The 21,572-nt window shown below is 73.2% G+C and carries 23 protein-coding genes and 1 riboswitch; of the genes, 4 read left to right on the forward strand and 19 right to left on the reverse strand.

Annotation, left to right across the window (positions count from 1 at the left end):
- Positions 1–58 precede the first annotated feature (58 nt).
- Genes A6Q81_RS01585 through A6Q81_RS01600 form a run of 4 tightly spaced genes read right to left on the reverse strand, consistent with a single transcriptional unit; the run spans position 59 to position 3,733 of the window.
- Positions 59–1,075, reverse strand: coding sequence for an ROK family protein (locus A6Q81_RS01585; RefSeq protein ID WP_286689286.1), 1,017 nt, complete (start codon positions 1,073–1,075; stop codon positions 59–61).
- A complete protein-coding gene (locus tag A6Q81_RS01590; protein WP_067856504.1) occupies positions 1,072–1,716 on the reverse strand; it encodes an HAD-IA family hydrolase in 645 nt (214 codons plus the stop codon). Before A6Q81_RS01590 ends, A6Q81_RS01585 begins: the two co-directional genes overlap by 4 nt.
- The gene (locus tag A6Q81_RS01595) at positions 1,713–2,453 is read right to left on the reverse strand and encodes an SDR family NAD(P)-dependent oxidoreductase (protein WP_286689287.1); all 741 of its coding nucleotides are present in this window, start codon (positions 2,451–2,453) and stop codon (positions 1,713–1,715) included. The genes A6Q81_RS01590 and A6Q81_RS01595 overlap by 4 nt, the downstream gene beginning before the upstream one ends.
- The gene (locus A6Q81_RS01600; RefSeq protein WP_286689288.1) at positions 2,450–3,733 is read right to left on the reverse strand and encodes a sedoheptulose 7-phosphate cyclase; all 1,284 of its coding nucleotides are present in this window, start codon (positions 3,731–3,733) and stop codon (positions 2,450–2,452) included. Before A6Q81_RS01600 ends, A6Q81_RS01595 begins: the two co-directional genes overlap by 4 nt.
- 265 nt (positions 3,734–3,998) lie before the next feature.
- On the opposite strand from A6Q81_RS01600, the gene A6Q81_RS01605 reads away from it, so the two are divergent.
- Together A6Q81_RS01605 and A6Q81_RS01610 are read left to right on the forward strand one after the other, a co-directional pair.
- Positions 3,999–4,427 (forward strand): hypothetical protein, encoded by a 429-nt coding sequence (locus A6Q81_RS01605; protein ID WP_067856500.1) that lies wholly within the window; start codon positions 3,999–4,001, stop codon positions 4,425–4,427.
- Positions 4,424–5,332, forward strand: a complete 909-nt coding sequence (locus A6Q81_RS01610; protein WP_286689289.1) for a zinc-binding dehydrogenase — start codon at positions 4,424–4,426, stop codon at positions 5,330–5,332. The genes A6Q81_RS01605 and A6Q81_RS01610 overlap by 4 nt, the downstream gene beginning before the upstream one ends.
- A gap of 8 nt (positions 5,333–5,340) precedes the next feature.
- On the opposite strand, the gene A6Q81_RS01615 is transcribed toward A6Q81_RS01610, so the two are convergent.
- The 6 genes from A6Q81_RS01615 to A6Q81_RS01640 form a co-directional block, all read right to left on the reverse strand.
- Positions 5,341–6,465, reverse strand: a complete 1,125-nt coding sequence (locus A6Q81_RS01615; protein WP_286689290.1) for an MAB_1171c family putative transporter — start codon at positions 6,463–6,465, stop codon at positions 5,341–5,343.
- Positions 6,447–6,956, reverse strand: coding sequence for a hypothetical protein (locus A6Q81_RS01620; protein ID WP_144433710.1), 510 nt, complete (start codon positions 6,954–6,956; stop codon positions 6,447–6,449). The genes A6Q81_RS01615 and A6Q81_RS01620 overlap by 19 nt, the downstream gene beginning before the upstream one ends.
- Positions 6,957–7,055: 99 nt before the next feature.
- Entirely contained in the window at positions 7,056–7,886 is an 831-nt protein-coding gene (locus A6Q81_RS01625; protein ID WP_067856489.1) for an alpha/beta fold hydrolase, read from the reverse strand.
- A complete protein-coding gene (locus A6Q81_RS01630; RefSeq protein WP_286689291.1) occupies positions 7,883–9,046 on the reverse strand; it encodes an acyltransferase family protein in 1,164 nt (387 codons plus the stop codon). The genes A6Q81_RS01625 and A6Q81_RS01630 overlap by 4 nt, the downstream gene beginning before the upstream one ends.
- A gap of 133 nt (positions 9,047–9,179) precedes the next feature.
- Positions 9,180–10,277, reverse strand: a complete 1,098-nt coding sequence (locus A6Q81_RS01635; protein WP_286689292.1) for a branched-chain amino acid aminotransferase — start codon at positions 10,275–10,277, stop codon at positions 9,180–9,182.
- Positions 10,278–10,318: 41 nt separating this feature from the next.
- Positions 10,319–11,413, reverse strand: a complete 1,095-nt coding sequence (locus A6Q81_RS01640; RefSeq protein ID WP_286689293.1) for a 3-isopropylmalate dehydrogenase — start codon at positions 11,411–11,413, stop codon at positions 10,319–10,321.
- 537 nt (positions 11,414–11,950) lie between these two features.
- Here A6Q81_RS01640 and A6Q81_RS01645 point away from each other — a divergent pair.
- Entirely contained in the window at positions 11,951–12,514 is a 564-nt protein-coding gene (locus A6Q81_RS01645) for an O-methyltransferase (protein ID WP_286689294.1), read from the forward strand.
- On the opposite strand, the gene yczE is transcribed toward A6Q81_RS01645, so the two are convergent.
- Entirely contained in the window at positions 12,495–13,115 is a 621-nt protein-coding gene (gene yczE, locus A6Q81_RS01650) for a membrane protein YczE (protein ID WP_286689295.1), read from the reverse strand. The genes A6Q81_RS01645 and yczE overlap by 20 nt on opposite strands.
- A complete protein-coding gene (locus A6Q81_RS01655) occupies positions 13,103–13,243 on the reverse strand; it encodes a hypothetical protein (RefSeq protein WP_158509192.1) in 141 nt (46 codons plus the stop codon). Before A6Q81_RS01655 ends, yczE begins: the two co-directional genes overlap by 13 nt.
- Positions 13,244–13,363: 120 nt before the next feature.
- Between A6Q81_RS01655 and yczR the strand changes: the two genes are divergently transcribed.
- Complete coding sequence (yczR, locus tag A6Q81_RS01660) at positions 13,364–14,794, forward strand: MocR-like transcription factor YczR (RefSeq protein ID WP_067856474.1); 1,431 nt, start codon at positions 13,364–13,366, stop codon at positions 14,792–14,794.
- Here yczR and A6Q81_RS01665 read toward each other — a convergent pair.
- The 7 genes from A6Q81_RS01665 to A6Q81_RS01695 form a co-directional block, all read right to left on the reverse strand.
- The gene (locus tag A6Q81_RS01665; RefSeq protein ID WP_286689296.1) at positions 14,784–15,446 is read right to left on the reverse strand and encodes a TenA family protein; all 663 of its coding nucleotides are present in this window, start codon (positions 15,444–15,446) and stop codon (positions 14,784–14,786) included. The genes yczR and A6Q81_RS01665 overlap by 11 nt on opposite strands.
- Positions 15,443–16,246: a bifunctional hydroxymethylpyrimidine kinase/phosphomethylpyrimidine kinase gene (gene thiD, locus A6Q81_RS01670; RefSeq protein ID WP_286689297.1), complete on the reverse strand. Its 804-nt coding sequence runs from the start codon at positions 16,244–16,246 to the stop codon at positions 15,443–15,445. Before thiD ends, A6Q81_RS01665 begins: the two co-directional genes overlap by 4 nt.
- Positions 16,243–16,896 carry a thiamine phosphate synthase gene (locus tag A6Q81_RS01675; RefSeq protein WP_286689298.1) on the reverse strand — a complete coding sequence of 218 codons (654 nt, stop codon included), beginning with the start codon at positions 16,894–16,896 and terminating at the stop codon, positions 16,243–16,245. The genes thiD and A6Q81_RS01675 overlap by 4 nt, the downstream gene beginning before the upstream one ends.
- Positions 16,893–17,684: a hydroxyethylthiazole kinase gene (thiM, locus tag A6Q81_RS01680; protein WP_286689299.1), complete on the reverse strand. Its 792-nt coding sequence runs from the start codon at positions 17,682–17,684 to the stop codon at positions 16,893–16,895. Before thiM ends, A6Q81_RS01675 begins: the two co-directional genes overlap by 4 nt.
- Positions 17,673–17,766: riboswitch (TPP riboswitch) on the reverse strand. (Overlaps the previous gene by 12 nt.)
- Positions 17,767–17,900: 134 nt before the next feature.
- A complete protein-coding gene (gene ilvC / locus A6Q81_RS01685) occupies positions 17,901–18,926 on the reverse strand; it encodes a ketol-acid reductoisomerase (RefSeq protein WP_067856459.1) in 1,026 nt (341 codons plus the stop codon).
- Between the two features lie 35 nt (positions 18,927–18,961).
- Positions 18,962–19,495 carry an acetolactate synthase small subunit gene (ilvN, locus tag A6Q81_RS01690; RefSeq protein ID WP_067856456.1) on the reverse strand — a complete coding sequence of 178 codons (534 nt, stop codon included), beginning with the start codon at positions 19,493–19,495 and terminating at the stop codon, positions 18,962–18,964.
- Between the two features lie 31 nt (positions 19,496–19,526).
- A complete protein-coding gene (locus A6Q81_RS01695; RefSeq protein ID WP_067856453.1) occupies positions 19,527–21,314 on the reverse strand; it encodes an acetolactate synthase large subunit in 1,788 nt (595 codons plus the stop codon).
- Between the last annotated feature and the right edge of the window lie 258 nt (positions 21,315–21,572).

The following is a 21,572-nucleotide window of genomic DNA, read 5'->3' on the forward strand; positions in this document are numbered from 1 at the left end:
CGGTGCCGCTCGACGCGCACCAGTGCCGCGGGGCGCCCCGACGCGACGGCTCCCCTGGTCATCGGACCGCCTCCGCTGCTCCGGACACGGCTGCGGCGGCGCCGGCCAGCAGGTCGACGTCACCCGGCACGCAGCACCGCAGGTGCTCGTCGAACCACGCGTCGTCCCGCGGCGGGTCGGCGTACGACGCGGGCACGGCCAGCAGCTCGCGGAGCGTGTGCTCGTAGACGGCGCCGAGTCCCTCGACCACACCGCCGCCGAGGGCCAGCAGGTCGAGGTGCGGGTCGAGGGTCCACAGGGTGCGGACCAGCGCCGCGACCGGGGCCACGGCGGAGCGGAGGACCCCCTGGGCCCAGTCCTCCCCTGCGCCGAGGCCCGCGCGAAGCCTGGCGACCGGGTCCGACGTGGCACCCGCGCGCCGCACGACCAGCCGCGCGATGCCCGGACCGGAGGAGATCGCGGCGAGGTGGGCCGCTCCCCCGCACTCGCAGCGCAGGCGCAGCAGGTCGGCGTCCTCGGCGTCGACCTGGGCCACGAGGTGGCCGACCTCGCCCTGCAGCCCGCGTTCGTCGATCTCGATCCGTGCGCGCGGGACGTCGAGACACCGGTAAGCAATGCCGCTGCTGACGGTCAGGTAGCCCACGTGCCGCACCCCTGCGGGTGCGTGACGCACGGCGAGGTCGGTGACGGCCGCGGTGACGTCGTTGACGAGGTGCCAGGCGACATCGGGACGGCGTCGGGCGAGCGCGGCGCCCAGGTCGACGGGGTCGTCGGCCGCCCCCCACAGCGGCGCCGAGCCGTGCACGATGCCGGTGCGCTCGTCGAGGGCGGCGCCGAGCGAGACCGCCACGCACGCACCCGGCGGTGCGAGACGGGCGAGCAGCGCGACGAGGTCGTCCCGCAGCACCGCCACCGGGACTCCAGGACGCCGCAGGATGCTCGGTGTGGGCACGCGCTCGGTGGGTGCGCCGTCCTCCAGGGGCCGGCTCCTCGTCCAGGTGCCGCCGACGTCGACGGCGAACGTCGCGGTCGCTCGCGTGCGTGCCGTAGGGCCGCGGGTGTCGAGCGCCGTCACGACGGGACCCTCGTGGCGGCGACGGCGCCGGGGACGTCGGGACCGCTGAGGTCCACGACACGTGGCAGCGTCCCGTCGTGGGACGACAGCGTGCCGACCACGACCGTGCGCGCGCCGCTCGCGACCGCGGCCCGGACCCCCGCCTCCGAGTCCTCGAAGGCGACGCACGCGTCGACGGGGACGCCGAGGAGCCGTGCAGCCAGCAGGTAGCCCTCCGGGTCGGGCTTGGGCCGTGCCACGTCGTCGGCCGTCACGAGGACGGCAGGACGCGGGACGCCGGCGGCGTCCAGGCGCCGCTCGGCGAGACGTCGGCCGGCCGAGGTGACGACGGCCCACCGGTCCTCGGGCAGCCCGGCGACGAGGGCCGCCGCGCCCGGGACCTCGACGATGCCGTCGACGGTCTCCTCCTCCAGGGCGGCCAGCCGGATCGCCTCGTCGGCAGCCACGTCGGCGTCCTCGAGGAAGTGGGCGGTCGTGCTGGCCGTCGGACGACCGTGCGCGTAGGCCAGCACCTCCTCCACGTCGAGGCCGTGCCGCCGGCTGAAGTCGGCCCAGGTCCGCTCGACCACCGACGTGGAGTCCACGAGCGTGCCGTCCATGTCGAACAGGTACGCGTCCGCCTCCGCGTGCCGCACGCTCATGCCGACACCCCCGCCGGTCGGCTCTGCGACGTCGGCAGCGTGTCGCCGAGCGGACGGTAGGCACCGCCGTGGTCCACCACGAGGACCTCACCGGCGAGGTCGGCGGCACGTCGCTCCACGAGGTCGCGGGCGAGCGGGCCGAAGTCGTCACCCGTCATGTAGTCGGCGTAGTCGAAGTCGTCCGGGCGGCGCGCCCTGATGCCCGGCGAGTCCACCATCTGCGCCGGCAGCGCCTGGACGACGCGCACGACGTCCGGGTCCTCCTCCTGCGCGAGCGACTCGACCAGCCCACGGGCCGCGGCTTTCGTGGCCGCGTAGCCGGCCCGCAGCGGGCCCGCGTTGTAGACGACCTCCGAGGAGATGCTGAGCACGACCGAGGGCGCCGCACGTCGCAGGGCGGGCAGCAGGCTGTGCAGCGCCAGCCACAGCCCGTGCACGTTGATGCGCCACTGGTCCTCCCAGTCGCGCTCGGTGGTCTCGGCGAACGGCGCACGTCCGGCGGTGAAGTAGACGGCCGAGTAGCAGAGCAGGTCGACCTCGTCGGGCAGCGAGCGCAGGACGACGCGCGCGGCGTCGGGATCGGCGAGGTCGACCGCGACGTGCTCCAGCAGCTCGGCCCCCGGGCCCACCGGACGGGACCGGTTGAGCGTCAGCACCCGGCAGCCGGCAGCGGCCCACGCGTCGGCGACGCCGCGACCGACGCCGGTGGAGCCGCCCACGACCACGGCCGTCGTCATCGCGTCTCCTGCGCGTAGTCCCGGGAGCGCGAGCGCAGCAGCTCCAGCGCCCTCTGCAGCTCGGCGTCGGTGACGTCGTTGACGAAGCGGTGGCCCCCGATCCCGACGGGCAGGGGTAGCCGCTGCTGGCCGTCGCGGTGGCGCACGGTGTCGCGCAGGGCGGACGCCAGCAGCCCCGGCTCGGCCAGCACGTCGTCCCAGGTGGGCAGTCCCAGCTGGCGCATGACGGCGAGGACCCGCGCCGACTGCTCGATCGAGACGTAGCCGCGGAGCTCGCCGATCACGGTGGTCAGCGCCATGTCGACGGCGACGGCCTCACCGTGGAGCAGGGAGGGGAGCGCGCGCATCTCGATGACCGGGCTGAAGGTGTGCCCGTAGTCGACGCAGCGCTCGAGGGTGGACTCCCAGAGGTTGGGCTGCAGCTCCTCCAGCATCAGGTGGATCGACTCGGCCACGACGGTCGCGGCCGCGGCGTCGAGCTCCGGCGTGCTGCCCAGCAGCCGGTCCTCGAGCAGGTCGCGACCCGAGCGCTCGAGCAGCTCGAACAGCTCTGCCGACTTCATCAGGGCGACCTTGAGCACCTCCGCGAGGCCGTTGGACACGTGCCGCGGGTCGAGGGTGCTGAGCCAGGTGCGGTCCAGGAACGTCGCCTTGGCCGCCGCGTAGGTCCCGACCCGGTTCTTGCCGGCCGCGTAGTTCACCCCCGTCTTGACCCCGACACCGGCGTCCACGAGACCGATCAGCGTGGTTGGGATGCGCAGGTACGGCGTGCCGCGCCGGTACAGGCTGGCCGCGAAGCCGACCACGTCGGTCAGCACACCCCCGCCGACCGCGAGCACCGGCTCACGGCGCCGGTCGATCCCGAAGGCGTTCATGGCGTCGATCACCGCCGAGACGGAGTCCCACTGCTTGACCTCCTCGTCCGCGCGCAGGGCGACGATCGTCGCGGCGACGTCGTGGGCGTCGAACCAGGTACGGATCCGGTCGCCGTGCAGGGCGTCGACCGCGCTGTCGACGACCACGAGTCTGCGCTCCCCCGCGGCCATGGGCGCGTCGGCGCAGCCGTCGAGCAGCGTCGTGTTGTCGACGTCGAACAGGCCCTGGGACCGCACGACGTGGTAGCGGACCTGCTGGACCGCCTCGACCGTCCACGACGCGTCGGCTCCGAGCCGTGGCGTGCGGGTCGGGTCGGGGACGGCGGTCGAGGGCGACGGGAGGTCGCCCCGCGTGCGGTGGACGTGGTGGTGGAGCCCCTGGGTGAGGGCCGTGGCGCTGCGCATCGGTGCTCCTGCTCCTGCTCCGGCCCGAGGGCCCGTGGTCGTGGCGTCGGTTGGTGGTGGTGCGCTGCCGCCCTGCAGGGATCTGCGGGCGACCACACCCGGTCAGTTCATCGTCGCGTGTGCCACTATAGTGGCACACAGCAGTTGTGGATGGCGAGTGTGATACTGTCAACACAGGAACGCCACTCCCTGTCGTTCCCCCACCGTGTCCCCGCCGCTGTTCCCGCCGCTGTCCCCACGGCGACCTCTCACCCCGGGAGTGACCATGTCGACCCTCGCCGAACGCCTGAACGCCTGGTTCGCCGACGCCGCCACGCGCGATCCCGTCGGTCGCATGCGCGAGCCCTCCACCGCCGAGGTCGCCCAGGCCATCAGCGAGAGCCCCGAGCACGACGTCACCATCTCGCGCAGCTACCTCGCGGCGCTGCGCAGCGGCGCGCAGACCAACCCCACGGTCTCCGTCCTCTCCGCGCTCGTGCACTACTTCAAGCCGCGCGCGGCGTCGCTGCCCATCTCGATGGCCGCCCTCACCGGCGAGGAGGAGGACGACGCCGGTTGGGCGCAGGCGCTGGCGGACCGCCAGGTGCGCTCGATCGCCATGCGCGCCGGCGAGCTCACGCCGGAGGCACGCAGCCAGCTCCTCACCATCATGGACGCGCTCGACGCGTCCCGACGCGAGACCGGTCAGCCGTGAGGGCCGTGGGCTTCCACGCCCCCGGCGGCCCCGAGGTCGTCGAGGTGCTCGACGTCCCCGAGCCCGACCGGGACGACCTGCTGGTCGTCGACGTCGCCGGCGCGGCGGTCAACCCGGTCGACCTCGCCACCCGCTCGGGCCAGATCCCGACGGAGGGCACCACGCTGCTGGGCTGGGACCTCGCCGGCACCGTGCTCCGCGCGCCGCACGGGTCGGGGTTCGCGGCCGGCGACCGCGTGGCGGCGATGACCGCACCCCTGGGCACCGGGATCGCCTCGATGGCCGAGCGTGTCGCGCTCGACCCCGCCTTCGCCGTCGCGGTGCCGGCGTCGCTCGACCTGCTGGTCGCCGCCGCGCTCCCGCTCGCCGGCGTGACCGCCGTCCAGACGCTGCGCCTCGCCGGCCTGGGCGCGGAGGACCGCGTGCTGCTCGTGGGCGCCCAGGGCAGCGTCGGCTCCCACGTGGCCGGTCGGCTCCTCGCACGGCAGGGACCTACCGACCTCGTGGTCCGACCGGGCGACGCGGACGTGTGGGCCGTGCGCCTCGAGCAGTCCGAGGCCCTCGGCACCGTGCACACGAGCCCGGACGCAATCGGTCCCGGCACCTACGACGTCGTGATCGACACCGCGGGCGTCCCGACGCTGGTGGACGCGGTACGCGAGGGTGGTCGCTTCGTGACCATCACGCCGTTCAGCGCCCCCACGCCTGAGGACCACCCCAGCGTCGACGTGCGGCTCACGAGCGTCGAGATCTCGCGCGAGGACCTCCAGGACGTCGTCGCCCGCGCGGCGAGCGGCGCGGGCGTGCTCCCCGACGTCGAGAGCCTCCCGCTCGAGGCGGCCGGCCGGGCACACGCGCGACTCGAGGCAGGCGGCGTCCGCGGCAAGCTCGTGCTCGTGCCCTGACCTCTGGGTCACCGGGCCAGGGCCGGCGCCCGGCTCCGCAGCGAGCGCAGGGCGCTCGAGAGACGCACGAGGGCGTCGACGTCGTCCTCGTACCTCTCGTGCACGCCCCAGACCACCGGCTCCCCCACGGGAGCTCCTCGCAGCACGGCGTCGAGCGCCTGGGCAGCCTCGGCTGGTCCTGCCGAGTCCTCCGGCGCCCCCGGCACCAGCGCCCCCACGCGGACCAGCCCGTCACGGCACTCGACGTAGCGCCGGTAGGTCGCGAGGGCGTAGCCCGTCGCGACCGCCGGGCCGCGGTAGGTGAGCCCGTCGAGGACGAGGTCGGGATGGATCTCGACCAGACGGGTCCAGAGCTCCCGCAGTCCGCGGCAGCGACGGCGGTGCCCGCGCACCTCGGCCAGCATCGCCACGACGCTGCGCACGGCCGGGAGGCTCATGCCCACGCACACCACGATCGTCGCCACGAGGGCGAAGGCGAGCACGTCCTGGTCGTCAAAGACCTCCTCGGCCGGTCGGGGCGCGACGACGTCGACCCACACCAACCGTGCCACGCAGCTGAGCGCCAGTCCCGCGAGGCCGACCGCGATCGTCGCCAGGGCCACCCGCACCACGCCGGCGGAGCGCCGGGTCTGGCGCCCGGCGAGCACGGCGCAGGCCGCGTAGCCCGCCAGGAGATAGGTGTTGCCGACGTTGTAGAAGGCGCGGACGTGCTCGTCCTGCAGGAACGGGGCCGCGAGGGTGTGGTTGCGCAGCGACGGGTCGATGCCTGCCGTCACGACGAGCAGGCCGCCGACGCAGGCGACGCACAGCAGGACCTCCCAGCGGCGCAGGGCGCGCGCCCCGACGAGCGGCCGTTCGCGCAGGAAGGCGATCATCAGGCACAGCCCCACCAGGATCAGCACGTTGTAGGTGAGCTTCGTGGCGCCGACCGTCGTCCTGGCGTCCACGACCGCGATGACCGGCGGGCGGGAGAGCAGGTTGCCCAGCCCCAGCAGCAGCATCGAGGCGAACAGCGTGAGTCGCATGGGGTCCCGGAAGCTCTGGCGCGCGAGCGCGGGCAAGGTCCAGGCCGCGCCCACCAGCAGGGTCACGACGGCCACCCATCCGAGGTCGTTCACGACCAGCCGTCCCACAGCACGAGGCTGCTCTGCACGGACCGTCCGCCGACCTGCGCCACGTGGTCCAGGCGGCGGGTCATCGACAGCGCCCGGTGCATGATGGTCGACGCGATGACCTCGGCGTCGCGTTCGTCGCGAGCGGTGTAGGAGGTCCTGAGCAGGGGCTGCGGCAGGGCCACGCCGTCGAGGTCCTGAGCCACGATGTGGCCGACCTCGTGCAGGATGATGTGTGCCTGGTGGGCCCGCGAGGTGCGCGACTGGAAGACGATGACGTCCTCGTCCACGCGCGAGACGAGCATCCCCGACGGCCCCGTCGGCTCGAGCTCCCACTCCAGGAGGGCGATGGGCGTCCCCCGCAGCTGACCCAGCCGCTCGCACAGCAGCCCGACCTCGAGGGGAAGCGGGAGGTCGAGCCGGCGCAGGAGACCCCGCAGGTGACGACGCAGGCGTGCGTCGCGCAGCCGTGAGCGGACTGCCCGCACCACTGCCGTCGACGCGTCCTTCACCCTCGTCCCCCAGACGTCTCGTGGACGTTCCCCTGCCGGCACAGGGATGTCGCGACTATAGGACCGCTCACGTGCGCTCGGCGGCGCACGTGCACAAGGTCACAGCGCAGCCGGTCGATCGTCCACCCGCGACAGGAACGCCTCGACGTCGCGCGCCCAGACGACACCCTCCTTGGCCGTGAACGCGTGGCCCGCCGCCGGGTACTCCAGCAGCTCCGCCCCCGGGATGCCGGCCGCGAGCTCGCGCGTCGTGGCGGGGAGCACGACCCGGTCGGCGCCCGCCACGACCACCAGGGTGGGCACGCGGACCTCGGCCAGCCGGTCCTGCAGGTCCACCTGGGTCGCCGCGCGCAGGTGCGCGAGCCCCGACGGGTTCACCCCGCGACCGGCGTCGAGCGCGTCCGACGCGAAGGTGCCGGCGCGGTCGAGCTCGGCGAGCCCGTCGGGCGAGCCGAGCTGGGAGAGCAGGAACGCCCCGAGCCGCTCCGGCGGCCCGCCGGCCAGCTGCTCCCACGTGCCGAGCATCTGACGCAGCTGCACGTCGGGCCTGGCGAAGCCGACCGTGAGGACCAGGGCCGACACACGGTCCGGGTGGCGCAGCGCGGCCTGGATCGCGACCGAGCACCCGAAGGACACGCCCGCGACCGGGACGCGCTGGTGGCCCTCGGCGTCGAGCGCCTCGACGAGACGGTCGGCCAGCACCTCCGGACGCAGGACCGACGGCAGGTCGTCGAGGGGTCCGGACCCGCCCGTGCCGGGGTACCGCGAGCCCACGAACGACCACCGGTCCCCCAGCGCGTCGAGCAGCGGCGAGAAGTTGGCGTCGACGTCGCCGGACGCACCGTGCGCGAGGCCCATCGCCCGACCACGCCCCGCGCACACGTACTCGGCGTCCCCGAGCCGCTCGACGCGCAGCGCGACGGCCGTCACCGGGCCACCGCCGCCGCTGCCGCGCGGGCCTGGCGCCGGGTCCCGAGACGACGCATCGCCGGTTCCTCCACGAGGCGGTGCAGCGCCGTCGCGAAGCCGAGCGTCAGCGCGAAGACCAGCAGCCAGTCCGCGATCGCGAGCGGCACCGGGTACGTGGCGCCGTGCTGCCAGGTGATGCGGACCGTGTACATGACGATCTGCTGCGCCATGTAGAACCCGAAGGACACCTCGCCGAGCCAGACCATCGGCCGCGACGAGACCCAGGTGCCACGGCCTGCGAGGTCGCGCTGGACGGTGGCCACGACGACCATCATGAGCGGCACGAGCATGACGGCCACGAAGCCGAGCACGAAGGGGCCCAGCGAGGCCACCACGTAGCCGACGAGCACCGCCGTCCACGCCACCCACGGCGCGATGGTCGGCACCCGACGCTCCGCGACCAGGCGTGCGAGCAGCATCCCCGCCACGAACTCGAGCAGACGAGGCAGCGGGAGGTTGTAGCCGAACCAGAACTGCAGGTTGGTCACGGGCATGCCGTCGACCCCCGGCCCGTCGGGCAGCGACATCGTGACGAGCGCGACGACCACGGTGCCCGCGACGCACGCCGCGAGGGCGAGCGCGAGGCGGTCGGCCCGAAGCCGCCTGACGAGCGGGACGAGCGCGGGGAAGGACAGGTAGAACAGCAACTCGCTGCAGAGCGACCAGCTGGGCAGGTTGACCGACAGGTAGACGTCGTGGACCGGGATCCAGGAGCTGACGAGGACGAGGTTGGGCAGGTACTCCCACGGCGACCCCGCGAGGGCGAACGCGTACAGGACCATCGCCACGGACCAGGTCACCACGTGCAGCGGGAAGATCTTCGCCAGTCGCTTGCGCACGAAGGCTGCGGTCCCCCGGCTCTCCGAGCACCGCCAGGTCAGCAGGAACCCGCTCAGCACGAAGAAGAACGACACCCCGGTCCAGCCGCCCTGGCCGAGCAGCGAGGCGTACGTGCGCGCCCACCGCCCGTCGGCGAAGGGGTTGAGCCCGAAGTCGACGAGCGAGAGGTGGAACGCGAAGACCGGCAGCGCCGCGAGCCAGCGCAGCCCGGTCAGGCCGGGCAGCGGACTGCGGCGGTCGACGGCGACCGGAGTGGTCGGGCGGAGCACGGGACGCGACACGTCAGTGCGTCGCCCGCTTTCCGCAGGACGTCTCGTGCTTGCATCATCATTCACGCCGATATAGTAGCGAGACCTCTCGCACAAGAGCCAGGGTGACCGTAGACACCCTGGCTCCCGTGCCGTCGAGGATCTGTCAGCCGGGGATGCGGCGCATCCACCCGTGGCGGTCCTCGGCTCGGCCGTACTGCAGGTCGACGAGCGCGGAACGGACGTCCATCGTGATCTTCCCGGCCTCGCCGTCGCCGGCCACGGCCTCGCCACCGTCCCACTTGAGCACGCCCACGGGCGTCACCACGGCGGCGGTGCCACAGGCGAAGACCTCGGTGATGGTGCCGTCGGCGGTGCCCTCGCGCCACTCGTCGATGCTGACCCGGCGCTCGACGACGTCGTGCCCGAGGTCGCGGGCGATGGTCAGGATCGACTCGCGGGTGATGCCCTCGAGGATCGAGCCCGACAGCTCCGGCGTGACGATCGAGCCGTCGGACTGCACGAAGTACAGGTTCATGCCGCCGAGCTCCTCGATCCAGCGCTGCTCGGTGGAGTCGAGGAAGGCGACCTGCTGGCAGCCGTGCTGCGCGGCCTCCTGCTGCGGCAGCAGGCTCGCGGCGTAGTTGCCGCCGCACTTGGCCGCGCCGGTGCCCCCGGCGCCCGCCCGCGAGTACTGCGTCGACAGCCAGATCGAGACGGGCTTGACGCCACCGGGGAAGTAGGCGCCGGCCGGCGAGGCGATCACGCAGTACGTGACGTGCTGGCTGGGGCGCACGCCGAGGAAGGCCTCGGAGGCGAACATGAACGGCCGCAGGTACAGGCTGGTCTCGCCGCCCTCGGGCACCCAGGCGCGGTCGGCGGCCACGAGGGCGTCGATCGACCCGAGGAACCAGTCCTGCGGGAGCTCGGGCAGGGCGAGGCGGTGCGCCGAGCGTTGCAGACGCGCGGCGTTCTCCTCCGCCCGGAACACGCGGACCGAGCCGTCGGCCCAGGCGTAGGCCTTCAACCCCTCGAAGATCTCCTGCGCGTAGTGCAGGACGGCCGTGGCGGGGTCCAGCTGCAACGGTCCGTAGGGCACGACGCGGGCGTCGTGCCAACCCTGCTCGGGCGTCCACTCGGCCAGGAACATGTGGTCGGTGAAGTGGTTGCCGAACCCCGGAGAGGCGAGGATCGCCTCCCGTTCGGCGTCCGTCCGCGCAGCCGGGTTGGTCTCGACGGTGGGGGCGAACGGTGCGGAGGTCATGCTGGACACGGTAGTCCTTTCGAGGTCGTGGAGGCGGGAGGTCAGACCGCCGCTACGCCCTCGGCCGCGGCCGCGCTGGCGCGCGCGGCGATGGCCTCCCCCACCTCCTCGGTGCTGCGGGACTGGGCACCGGCGGCCGTGCCGCGCTCGGCGATGTCGGCCTCGACGGCCGCGCTGATCTGAGCGGCCGCCTGCGGGTGGCCGAGGTGCTCCAGCAGCAGCGCTCCGGACAGGATCGCCGCCGTCGGGTCGGCCTTGGACTGGCCCGCGATGTCGGGCGCCGAGCCGTGCACGGGCTCGAACATGCTCGGGGCGGTGCGGTCGGGGTTCACGTTGCCGCTCGCCGCCAGTCCGATGCCGCCGGTGACGGCCGCCGCGAGGTCGGTGAGGATGTCGCCGAACAGGTTGTCGGTGACGATCACGTCGAAGCGGCCCGGGTCGGTGACGAGGAAGATCGTCGCCGCGTCGACGTGCAGGTAGTCGACGCTGACGTCGGGGAACTCCTCGCCGACGGCCGCGACGGTGCGCGTCCAGAGGTGTCCGGCGTGCACCAGCACGTTGTTCTTGTGCACCAGGGTCAGCTTGCGGCGCGGTCGCGCCTGGGCCCGGGCGAACGCGTCGCGCACGACGCGCTCGACGCCGTACGCCGTGTTGACGCTGACCTCCGTGGCCAGCTCGTGCGGCGTGCCGACGCGGATGGCGCCGCCGTTGCCGACGTACGGGCCCTCGGTGCCCTCGCGCACGACCACGAAGTCGATCGGGCCGCGCTCCGTCACGTGCGAGCCCAGCGGCGTCGGCACCCCCGGGTAGAGCGTGCTCGGTCGCAGGTTCACGTAGTGGTCGAGCTCGAAGCGCAGCCGCAGCAGCAGACCGCGCTCGAGCACGCCCGACGGCACGCTGGGGTCGCCGACCGCACCCAGCAGGATGGCGTCCTGGCCACGGATCTCCTCCAGCACGCTGTCCGGCAGGGTCTCCCCCGTCGCGTGGTAGCGACGGGCACCCAGGTCGTAGTCGACCGTGTCGAAGGACAGGTCGTGCTGCGCGGCGACGGTGTTCAGCACCGTCAGCGCCTGGGTCGTGACTTCGGGGCCGATGCCGTCGCCGGGGACGACGGCCAGCGTGTAGGAGCGCGTCATGAGGCTCATCCTAGGAGGCGCGGTCTCAGGATCTGAAACCGCGGTCTCACTCGATGGACGCTCTCAGTTGTCGTCCGGGCGCTCGGCCGGCTCCACGGCGGGCGTCACGGCGTCGTCGCGCAGGTGGGCGGGTCCCCACTCGATCGGGTAGGTGTTCATGGTCTCTCCTGAGGTGGTGCGAGGGTCGGTCCGTCGAGTGACGGACGCTGGACGGTGCGGGCACAGCACCGACCCGACGGCTCCAGGAGGTCGTGTCACCCGGTGATGACCGGATGGTTCAGGAGAGGGGACCAGGTCGTGGTCCCGACGAGAGATGAAGCTGACCTGCTGCGGAACGGTCGGGCCAACGCCTGGACTCCGCGGCAGGGTGTGGCCCTAGGAGGCCCCGCCGCGGCAAGCGATGACTACGAGCTGCTTCCGCATGATGTCGACCACCCTACCCGCCGTCCGTCGCCGCGTCGGGAGCGCCGTGCGGTGTGTCTCGGTCGGTGAGACGTCGCCGCTGGGGCGACGTGACGGCGGTGACACACTGACCGGGTGAGTGCGCCTGCGGAGATCCCCGACCTCGTCGCCCGGTCCCTCGATCTTGCGCGACAGCGAGGGTTCATCACCTCGACGCGGCACGAGACCGGCCGGCTCCTGGCCGCGCTCGCCGCCTCGCGCGCCGGCACGCTGGCCGAGCTCGGCACCGGCACGGGCGTGGGCTCCGCGTGGCTCTCCAGCGGTGCCCGCAAGGAGGCGCGCATCGTGAGCGCCGAGCTCGACCCCTCGCTCGCCGGCGACGTGCAGCAGATCTTCGCCGACGTCGACAACGTCGAGATCGTGGCGGGCGACTGGTCGGCGCTCGAGGAGCGCGCCCCGTTCTCCCTGCTGTTCGTCGACGTCCGCGAGGTCATGGAGCAGATCGACGTCCTCGCGAACCTCCTCGAGCCGGGCGGCATCGCGGTCCTCGACGACTTCGTCCCGTCCGTCCACTGGCCGCCGATCGTCGACGGCCAGGTCGACGTGGTGCGCGAGCAGTGGCTCACCGACGAGCGCTTCGCCGCGGTGGAGCTGCTCATCGACGAGGGTGCGTCCCTCGTCATCGCGACGCGACGCTGAGCCCGCGAGGCTCGCGGACGCGGCGCACCTGCACCAGCGGCAGGAACATCTGCACGACGGGCCCGATCACGAGGGCGTAGACCACGGTGCCGATCCCCACGGTCCCCCCGAGCGCGAAGCCCACGAGGAGCACGGTCAGCTCCAGTGCCGTGCGCACCAGCCGCACGCTGCGGCCCGTGCGACGCACGAGCCCGGTCCAGAGCCCGTCGCGCGGGCCGGTCCCGAGGTCGGCGCCGATGTAGAGCGCGCCGGCCAGGCCGTTGCCCACGACGCCGAGCAGCAGGAAGGCCACCTGGATGGCGAGGTGGTCGGGCGTGGGCAGCCACGCGAGCGTGACGTCGACCGCGACACCGACGAGCAGCACGTTGAGCACGGTGCCGATGCCGGGGCGCTGGCGCAGCGGCACCCAGAGGAGCAGTACGACGGCACCGACCAGGATCACGACCTGCCCGAAGGTCAGCGGCAGGTGGTGGGTCAGTCCCTCGTGGAACACGTCCCAGGGGTCGAGGCCGAGCCCGGACTCCACCATCAGCGCCATGGTGGCGCCGTAGAGCCACAGGCCGAGGACGAGCTGGGCGAGGCGGCGGGTCATCGCGGCCATGTGCGCGTCCCCTCCTGGTCGTGGCGCGAGGCCGGGGGCGGACGCATGCCGTAGCCGTCGCGGGACACGGCGCGCAGACCGAGCCCCGACGGCACGCACGCCAGCAGCAGCAGGAGGACGAGGAGCATGGGACCAGGGTCGAGCCCGGGTGGCCTCGTGCGACAGAGCCACTTCAGACACGGTGGCTGCGGCCACTTCGCCTGAAGTGGCCCTTTCGCCCGGGTCCATTGAGGCGGCATGCTGGGCGCGTGGACCCCCGTACCTCCGCCTTCCGGCTCGCGGCGCTGATCGGCACGCTCCCCGACGGTCCCGCGTACCGCACGCTCGCCGACAGCATCCGCCTGCTCGTCGTCGACGGTCGACTGCTCGACGGCACCCGGCTGCCGAGCGAGCGCGCCCTGGCCCAGGCGATGGGCCTGAGCCGCACCACCACGACGCGGGCGTACGACGAGCTGCGCCGCCGCGGGGTCCTGCACTCGCGCCAGGGCAGCGGCAGCGTGCTGAGGGTGCCCACCACGTCGGCCACCGCGAGCAGCCTGATCGTCGACCCCGACGACCCCGACACCATCGCGATGACGTTCTCGGCACCGACCGGGCCCTCCGGGCTCACCCGTGCCTTCCAGGCGGCGGCGGAGCAGCTGCCGTCGCTGCTCACGACCACCGGCTACCTGCCCGACGGCCTTCCCGCCCTGCGCGAGCTCGTCGCCGCCGAGTACGCCCGGGCGGGCATCCCGACCGACCCGGACCAGATCATCGTCACCAACGGCGCCCAGGGCGCGATCTCGCTGGTGGGGCGCACGTTCGGTCGACCCGGGGCCGGACTCCTCGTCGAGGGCACGTCGTACCCGCACGGGGTCGAGTCGCTGACCGGGTTCGGCTACCGGACCGCTCCCCTGCCGATCGGTGACGACCCGTGGGACCTGGAGGCGGCGAGCACGAAGGCCCCGCACGTCGACGCCGCGTACCTGATCCCCGACTTCCACAACCCGACCGGTGCGGTCATGCCGGAGGGCACGCGGCTGCGGCTCGCCCGGACGCTGCGACGGCACGACGTGCTGACGGTCGTCGACGAGTCGATGCGTCGCCTGGACCTCTCCGGCGACGGACTGCCGACGTCGTACGCCGCCCACGACCCCGACGCGATCGTCGTCGACTCCCTATCGAAGGTGCTGTGGGGCGGCCTGCGGATCGGCTGGATCCGCGCTCCGCGGCGCCACGTCACCGCGCTGCTGCAGTCGCGCATGCGTCACGACCTCGGGACCGCTGCGTTCGACCAGCTGGTGGCCGCGGAGGTCCTGCGGCACCACACGCACCTCTTCGAGGAGACCGTCGCCCGGTTGCGCGGTCAGCGGGCGGCGCTGGTCGGCGCGCTGAGCGAGCGGCTGCCCGACTGGGAGGTCCCGGTGCCCCCGGGCGGGCCGAACCTGTGGGTCGGCCTGCCGAGCCGCTCGTCGAGCCTGCTCGTGGCCGCGGCGGCGCAGGAGGGGCTGCACCTCACGCCCGGCCCGCGGTTCACGCTCGGCGCACCGAGCGCCGGCGAACGTCGTCTGCGCCTGCCGTGCACCGCCCCCGAGCACGTCGGCGTCGAGGCCGTCGAGCGGCTCGCGCGTGCGTGGTCGGTCGTGGTGTCGGGGCGGCGTTGCCACACCGCCGGGCCGGCCGTCGACCTCATCGCCTAGTCCCGTCGGGGGCGCGCCACGAGGCGTCCCAGAAGTGCCACTCGCGGTCGGTCGCGTCCGCGTACGCCTCGAGCATCTCGGCGACGTACCGGCTGTCGGCGGCGAGCCGGTCGGCCGTCGCCTCGGCCCGGGCGACCGCCGCCTCGAAGGCGGGGTCGTCGTACGTGGCGATCCACGCGCCGTAGGGATGGGCGTCCAGGTCGCCCGCGGTCGACGCGAGGTGCCGCCCGACCTCGGCGTACACCCGGAAGCACGGCAGGACCGCCGCCACCGCGACCTCGACCGGCGACTCCTCGGCATGACGGGCGAGCGCGTCGACGTAGTCGCGGCACGCGCTGGTCGGGACGTGCGTGGCCGGCTCGACCCCGCGCCGTGCGAGCTCACCCACGTGCAGCGAGCGCTCGGCCTCGACGGCACCGGCGGCGAAGCCGGCCCACGCACCGACGTCGTCGACGTCGGGCAGGCGCGACGCGATGCGCGCGAGGGTGCGGGCGTAGCCGACGAGGTAGTGCGCGTCGTCGGCCAGGTAGTGGGCGAAGACGGCGTCGGGCAGCGTGCCGCCGGCCAGACCGGTGACGAACGGGTGGCGGCAGACGTCGGCGTAGCGGTCGGCCACGTGCGTCCACGCCCGTGCGGAGAACGCGGTCGTCATGCCGTCGTCTCCCGGAGCCGGACAAGGTGGTCGACGGGGCCGCGGCCCTGCCCGACCTGCCGCTCGGCGCCGGACGCGAGCGCCTCGCCGAGGTAGGCCTTGGCGGCCCCGACGGCGTCGGCCAGCGGGTCGCCCAGGGCCAGCCGCGTCGCGACCGCGGCCGAGAGCGTGCATCCCGTGCCGTGGGTGTGGGGCGTGTCGATCCGGGGCGCCCGGAACCACGTGCTGCCGCGACGGTCGACCAGCAGGTCGTCGCTCGCCGGACCGTCGCCGTGACCGCCCTTGAGCAGGACGGCACCAGGCCCCAGCGCGAGCAGTGCCCGGCCCAGCTCGCCGGGGTCGGTCTGCGCGGCGAGGCCCGTGAGCACGGAGGCCTCCGGCAGGTTCGGCGTCACCAGCGTCGCGCTCGGGAGGAGGAGGTCGCGCAGGGCCGCCTCGGCGTCCCGCGGCAGCAGCCGGTGGCCCGACGTCGAGACCATCACGGGGTCCACGACGAGCGCGGGCACGTCGGCGAGAAGCTCGGCGACCAGCTCGACCAACGCCGGCGAGCCCAGCATGCCGACCTTGACCGCCCGGACGTCGAGGTCCTCAAGGACGACCTCGAGCTGGCCGCGGACGACGTCGAGCGGCACCTCGTGCACGGCGCGGACCCCGGTCGTGTCCTGCACCGTCACGGCGGTGACGACGGTCGCCGCGTACGCGCCGAGCGCCGTGGCCGTCTTGAGGTCGGCCTGGATCCCGGCTCCCCCCGACGGGTCGGAGCCTGCGACGGTGAGCACCACCGGCTCGCGACCCGTCATGCCGACACGTCCTCGCGTCGGGCTGCGAGTGCGACGTCGACGACCCGACGCAGCCGGGCGGCGACCGCACGCGGGTCGGGGTCGGCGCCGACCGCACGCACCACGGCCACGCCGTCGAGGCCGGCCCGCACGGCCGGGCCGGCCGTGGTCTCGTCGAGGCCACCGATGCCGACGACCGGCAGCCGTCCGCCGACCCGTGCCGTCACCGAGGCCACGCCGGCGAGGCCGAAGGCCGGTGCCGTGTCGTGCTTCGTCGGCGTGTCGTGGACGGGGCTCACCGCGAGGTAGGTGCACGCGGCGAGGGCCGACGCGTCGTCGAGCTGCGCGAGGGTGTCGACCGACCAGCCGACGACCGCGTCGGGACCGGCCGCCGACCGCAGCACCGTGGGGTGCGCGTCCGCGCGACCGCCGTGCACCCCGTCGGCCCCCGGGACGACGTGGTCGTTCGCGAGCACGGGCACCCCCGAGCCGACGAGGGCGTCGCGCAGCAGCTTGACCTGGGCCTCGACCTCGGCCGGGGTGGCCTGCTTGTCGCGGACCTGCACGCAGGTGACGCCACCCTCGACCGCGGGGACGACCACGCGACGCAGGTCGGCGCCGAAGGACGGGTCGGTCACGAGGTAGAGGCGCAGGTCGGGGACGCCGCTCATGCCGGCACCGGACGGACGCGCCCGACGAGCTCGAGCCCGTCGGGGTCGGCCAGCCGGTCGACGAGCGCGACCCGCAGGCTGGCCGGACCCTGTGCGACCGCGGCGGCCGACGTGCCCGCAGCAGCCAGCAGTCCCATGGCTCCCGCAGCCGCATCGAGCGGGTCGTCGACGACCGCGCAGGCCGCCGCGACGAGGGCGCTCGAGGAGCAGCCGAGCGCGGTGATCATCGGCATCCACCGGTGCCCGCCGACCACGTGGAGCGTGCGGTCGCCGTCGGTCACGACGTCGACCTCGCCACTCACCACGACGACGCACCCGTGCTCGCGGGCGACGAGCGCGGCCGCGTCGTGCGCGTCGTGCGAGGCGGCGAGGCTGTCGACGCCTCGCGAGCCGCCGACGGCGCCGGCGAGAGCCAGCACCTCCCCCGCGTTGCCCCGCACCACGGTGGGCCGCAGCTGCAGGAGGTCGGCGACGAGCTCGCGGCGGTATGCCGTCGCGCCCACGGCGACGGGGTCGAGCACCCAGGGCGTGGCGTCGGCCTGCGCCCGCTCGGCGGCCAGGCGCATGCCGTCGGCCCACGACGGCGACGGGGTGCCGATGTTGACGCAGACGGCGTCGGCGAGCGCCGCCATGTCGGCGGACTCGTGGGGGTCGTGGACCATCGCGGGCGACGCGCCCGCGGCCGACAGCACGTTGGCTGCCAGGTCCATCGAGACGTAGTTGGTGAGGCACTGCACGAGCGGGCTGCGCTCGCGCAGGGCCGTCGTGACGGCAGACGTCGGATCCATGTGTCTCCCTCGCGCCGGTGCTAACCGGATCAGGTTCGGCGGGTGTCATCTCAGCCCCTGCGGGGCACCCCGGACACGTCGACCATAGCGAAGGCCCCCGTCCGGTGGACGGGGGCCTTCGTGGGTCAGGCGTCAGCGAGCTGCCCCGACACCGGAGGCGTCAACGAGCTGCCCCGACGCCGGAGGCGTCAACGAGCTGCCCCGACGCCGGAGGCGTCAACGAGCTGCAGAGCCCTCGACGTAGTCGGCGTCCTGCTGCTTCCACGAGAAGTGGGAGCGCAGGACCTTGCCGGTGGCCTCGATGGGGTGCTGGGCCTCCTGCTCGCGCAGGGCGAGGAACTCGGCGGCGCCGTTGTCCTGGTCGTCGATGAACCGCTTGGCGAAGGTGCCGTCCTGGATGTCGGCGAGGACGGCCTGCATGCGCTCCTTGACGGAGGCGTCGACGACGCGGGGTCCGGAGACGTAGTCGCCGTACTCGGCCGTGTCGGAGATGCTCCAGCGCTGCTTGGCGATGCCGCCCTCCCACATGAGGTCGACGATGAGCTTGAGCTCGTGGAGCACCTCGAAGTAGGCGATCTCGGGCTGGTAGCCGGCCTCGGTCAGGGTCTCGAACCCGGCCTGGACGAGGTGCGACATGCCACCGCAGAGCACGGCCTGCTCGCCGAAGAGGTCGGTCTCGGTCTCCTCGGTGAAGGTCGTCTTGATGACGCCGGCGCGGGTGCCGCCGATGGCCTTGGCGTAGGAGAGGGCGAGGTCCCAGGCGCCCTGGGTGGCGTCCTGCTCGACCGCGATGATGTCGGGGATGCCGCGCCCGGCGACGAACTCGCGGCGCACGGTGTGGCCGGGTGCCTTCGGGGCGACGAGGAGCACGTCGACGCCTGCCGGGGGCTTGACGTAGCCGTAGCGGATGTTGAAGCCGTGGCCGAAGACGAGCGCGTCGCCGTCGACGAGGTTGGGCTCGATCGACTCGGCGTACACGTGACGCTGGACCTGGTCGGGGGTCAGCACGACGATGACGTCGGCCTCCTCCACGGCGTCGGCGACGTCGAGGACGCGCAGGCCCTCGGCCTCGGCCTTCTCGCGGCTCTTGGAGCCCGGGGCGAGGCCGATGCGGACGTCGACGCCCGAGTCGCGCAGGTTGAGGGCGTGCGCGTGCCCCTGGCTGCCGTAGCCGATGACGGCCACCTGCTTGCCCTGGATGATGCTGAGGTCTGCGTCGTCGTCGTAGAACAGCTCGGCCACTGGATTCTCCTGGTGTCGTGGTGTGGGTCGGGGGGTCAGGCGCTGTGGTGCCCCGGCACCGTCCGCAGCGTGCGGTCGGTGATGGAGCGGGCGCCTCGTCCGATCGCGACGCGACCGGACTGGGCGATCTCGCGGATGCCGAACGGCTCGAGCACGTTGAGCATGGCCGTGAGCTTGCCGGAGTCGCCGGTGGCCTCGATGGTGACGGCGTCCGTGGACACGTCGACCACCTTGGCGCGGAACAGCTGGACGGTCTCGAGCACCTGGCCGCGGGTCTGCGCGTCGGTGCGGACCTTGATGAGCATCAGCTCGCGCTCCACCGCGGAGGAGGAGTCGAGCTCGACGATCTTGAGGACGTTGACGAGCTTGTTGAGCTGCTTGGTGACCTGCTCGAGGGGCAGCTCGTCGACGTTCACGACGATCGTCATGCGAGAGATCTCGGGGATCTCCGTGGGGCCGACGGCGAGGGAGTCGATGTTGAACCCGCGCCGCATGAACAGGCTCGAGACGCGCGCGAGGACGCCGGGCGTGTTCTCGACCAGGACGCTGAGGGTGTGCTGGGTGGTCATGCCGTGTGCCCTGCCTCTCGGTGCCGGTCGCTCACAGGTCCTCGTCCTCCCACTCGGGCGCGAGGTCGCGCGCGATCTTGATGTCGTCGTTGCTGGTGCCGGCGGCCACCATCGGCCAGACCATGGCGTCGCGCTCGACCACGAAGTCGATGACGACGGGCCGGTCGGTGATGGCCATGGCCTGCTCGATGGTGGCGTCGAGCTGGTCGGGGCTGTCGCAGCGCAGACCGACGCAGCCGTAGGCGTCGGCGAGCTTGACGAAGTCGGGGATGCGGCGCGCGCCGATCGACTCCGGGCCCGTGTTGAGGTCGGTGTTGGAGTAGCGGCCCTCGTAGAAGAGGGTCTGCCACTGGCGCACCATGCCGAGCGAGGAGTTGTTGATGACGGCGACCTTGATCGGGATGCCCTCGAGCGCGCAGGTGGCGAGCTCCTGGTTGGTCATCTGGAAGCAGCCGTCGCCGTCGATGGCCCACACGACGGAACCGGGCAGCCCGACCTGCGCGCCCATGGCGGCGGGCACGGAGTAGCCCATGGTGCCGGCGCCGCCGGAGTTCAGCCACTGGCGGGGACGCTCGAAGTCGATGAAGTGGGTGGCCCACATCTGGTGCTGGCCGACGCCCGCCACGTAGGTGGCCTCGGGGCCCGCGATGGCGCTGATCCGCTCGATGACGGTCTGCGGCGCGAGACCCTCGCCGGGCGTGTCGTACGCGACCGGGAACTTGTCCTTGACGGCGAGCATCTGCTGGCGCCAGGCCGTGTAGTCGCCCTTCGTGCCGGTCTCGTCGGCCTGCTTGCGCAGCGTGACGACGAGGTCGGCGATGACCTCGCGGCAGTCGCCGACGATCGGCACGTCGACCTCGCGGTTCTTGCCGATCTCGGCCGGGTCGATGTCGGCGTGGATGACCTTGGCGCCGGGCGCGAAGGTCTCCAGCTGTCCGGTGACGCGGTCGTCGAAGCGGGCGCCGAGCGAGATCAGCAGGTCCGACTTCTGCAGGGCGGCGACGGCGGCGACCGTGCCGTGCATGCCGGGCATGCCGAGGTGCAGCTCGTGGCTGTCGGGGAACGCGCCGCGCGCCATCAGCGTGGTGACGACGGGGATGCCGGTGAGCTCGACCAGCATGGCCAGCTCGGCCGCGGCGTCGGCCTTGATCACGCCGCCGCCCACGTACAGGACGGGCCGCTCCGCTGCGGCGATGAGGCGTGCGGCCTCGCGCACCTGCTTGCCGTGGGGGCGCGTGGTGGGCCGGTAGCCCGGCAGCGCGAGCTCGTTCGGCCAGTGGAAGGTGGTGGTGGCCTGCAGAGCATCCTTCGCGACGTCGACGAGCACGGGTCCGGGGCGGCCGGTGCTGGCGATGTGGAACGCCTCGGCGACGACGGTGGGGATGTCGGCGGGGTCGGTCACGAGGTAGCTGTGCTTGGTGATCGGCATCGTGATGCCGCGGATGTCGGCTTCCTGGAAGCCGTCGGTGCCGATGAGGCTCGACGACACCTGGCCGGTGATCGCGACGATCGGCACGGAGTCCATGTAGGCGTCGGCGATGGCGGTGACGAGGTTCGTCGCGCCCGGGCCGGAGGTGGCCATGCACACGCCGACGCGGCCCGTAACCATCGCGTAGCCCTGCGCCGCGTGGCCCGCGCCCTGCTCGTGACGCACCAGCACGTGGCGGATGCTCGAGTCGAACAGCGGGTCGTAGGCGGGCAGGATCGCGCCGCCGGGGATGCCGAAGATGACCTCGACACCCGCGTGCTCGAGCGACCGGACGAGGCTCTGGGCGCCCGTCAGCGTGTCGCTGCTCGGCCTCGTGACCACTTCCGTCATCGCTTCGTCCTCATCTCGTCTGGTCGTGCCCGGTGGGTGTGCTGCGTGCTCGTCGGCCCCGGCGTGGCGCCGGCCGGCGTCCTGTCCCCTCGCATGAAAAAACCCCCCGGCCAATGATGGCGCACGGAGGGTGACGCGAGACGGCGGGTCGTCGCGTCAGTCGTCTACGACAAGGCGGGTGAACGGCACCTCGACAGTCTCGCCCTCCCACGGGGCGTGGTCAAGTTCTGAGACAGGTCGTACCAGCATCCGGACGGC

This window comes from Aeromicrobium sp. REDSEA-S38_B2 (assembly GCF_001628525.1).
In the GTDB taxonomy this organism is placed as follows: Bacteria; Actinomycetota; Actinomycetes; order Propionibacteriales; family Nocardioidaceae; genus Aeromicrobium; species Aeromicrobium erythreum.

What these genes read in the sequence shown, in the direction of transcription:
- A6Q81_RS01590 (WP_067856504.1), bottom strand. Translation starts at nt 1,716, where the DNA reads ATGAGCGTGCGGCACGCGGAGGCGGACGCGTACCTGTTCGACATGGAC.
- A6Q81_RS01595 (WP_286689287.1), bottom strand. Translation starts at nt 2,453, where the DNA reads ATGACGACGGCCGTGGTCGTGGGCGGCTCCACCGGCGTCGGTCGCGGC.
- A6Q81_RS01600 (WP_286689288.1), bottom strand. Translation starts at nt 3,733, where the DNA reads ATGCGCAGCGCCACGGCCCTCACCCAGGGGCTCCACCACCACGTCCAC.
- A6Q81_RS01605 (WP_067856500.1), top strand. Translation starts at nt 3,999, where the DNA reads ATGTCGACCCTCGCCGAACGCCTGAACGCCTGGTTCGCCGACGCCGCC.
- A6Q81_RS01635 (WP_286689292.1), bottom strand. Translation starts at nt 10,277, where the DNA reads ATGACCTCCGCACCGTTCGCCCCCACCGTCGAGACCAACCCGGCTGCG.
- A6Q81_RS01640 (WP_286689293.1), bottom strand. Translation starts at nt 11,413, where the DNA reads ATGACGCGCTCCTACACGCTGGCCGTCGTCCCCGGCGACGGCATCGGC.
- yczE (WP_286689295.1), bottom strand. Translation starts at nt 13,115, where the DNA reads ATGGCCGCGATGACCCGCCGCCTCGCCCAGCTCGTCCTCGGCCTGTGG.
- A6Q81_RS01655 (WP_158509192.1), bottom strand. Translation starts at nt 13,243, where the DNA reads ATGCTCCTCGTCCTCCTGCTGCTGCTGGCGTGCGTGCCGTCGGGGCTC.
- A6Q81_RS01665 (WP_286689296.1), bottom strand. Translation starts at nt 15,446, where the DNA reads ATGACGACCGCGTTCTCCGCACGGGCGTGGACGCACGTGGCCGACCGC.
- thiD (WP_286689297.1), bottom strand. Translation starts at nt 16,246, where the DNA reads ATGACGGGTCGCGAGCCGGTGGTGCTCACCGTCGCAGGCTCCGACCCG.
- A6Q81_RS01675 (WP_286689298.1), bottom strand. Translation starts at nt 16,896, where the DNA reads ATGAGCGGCGTCCCCGACCTGCGCCTCTACCTCGTGACCGACCCGTCC.
- thiM (WP_286689299.1), bottom strand. Translation starts at nt 17,684, where the DNA reads ATGGATCCGACGTCTGCCGTCACGACGGCCCTGCGCGAGCGCAGCCCG.
- ilvN (WP_067856456.1), bottom strand. Translation starts at nt 19,495, where the DNA reads ATGACCACCCAGCACACCCTCAGCGTCCTGGTCGAGAACACGCCCGGC.
- A6Q81_RS01695 (WP_067856453.1), bottom strand. Translation starts at nt 21,314, where the DNA reads ATGACGGAAGTGGTCACGAGGCCGAGCAGCGACACGCTGACGGGCGCC.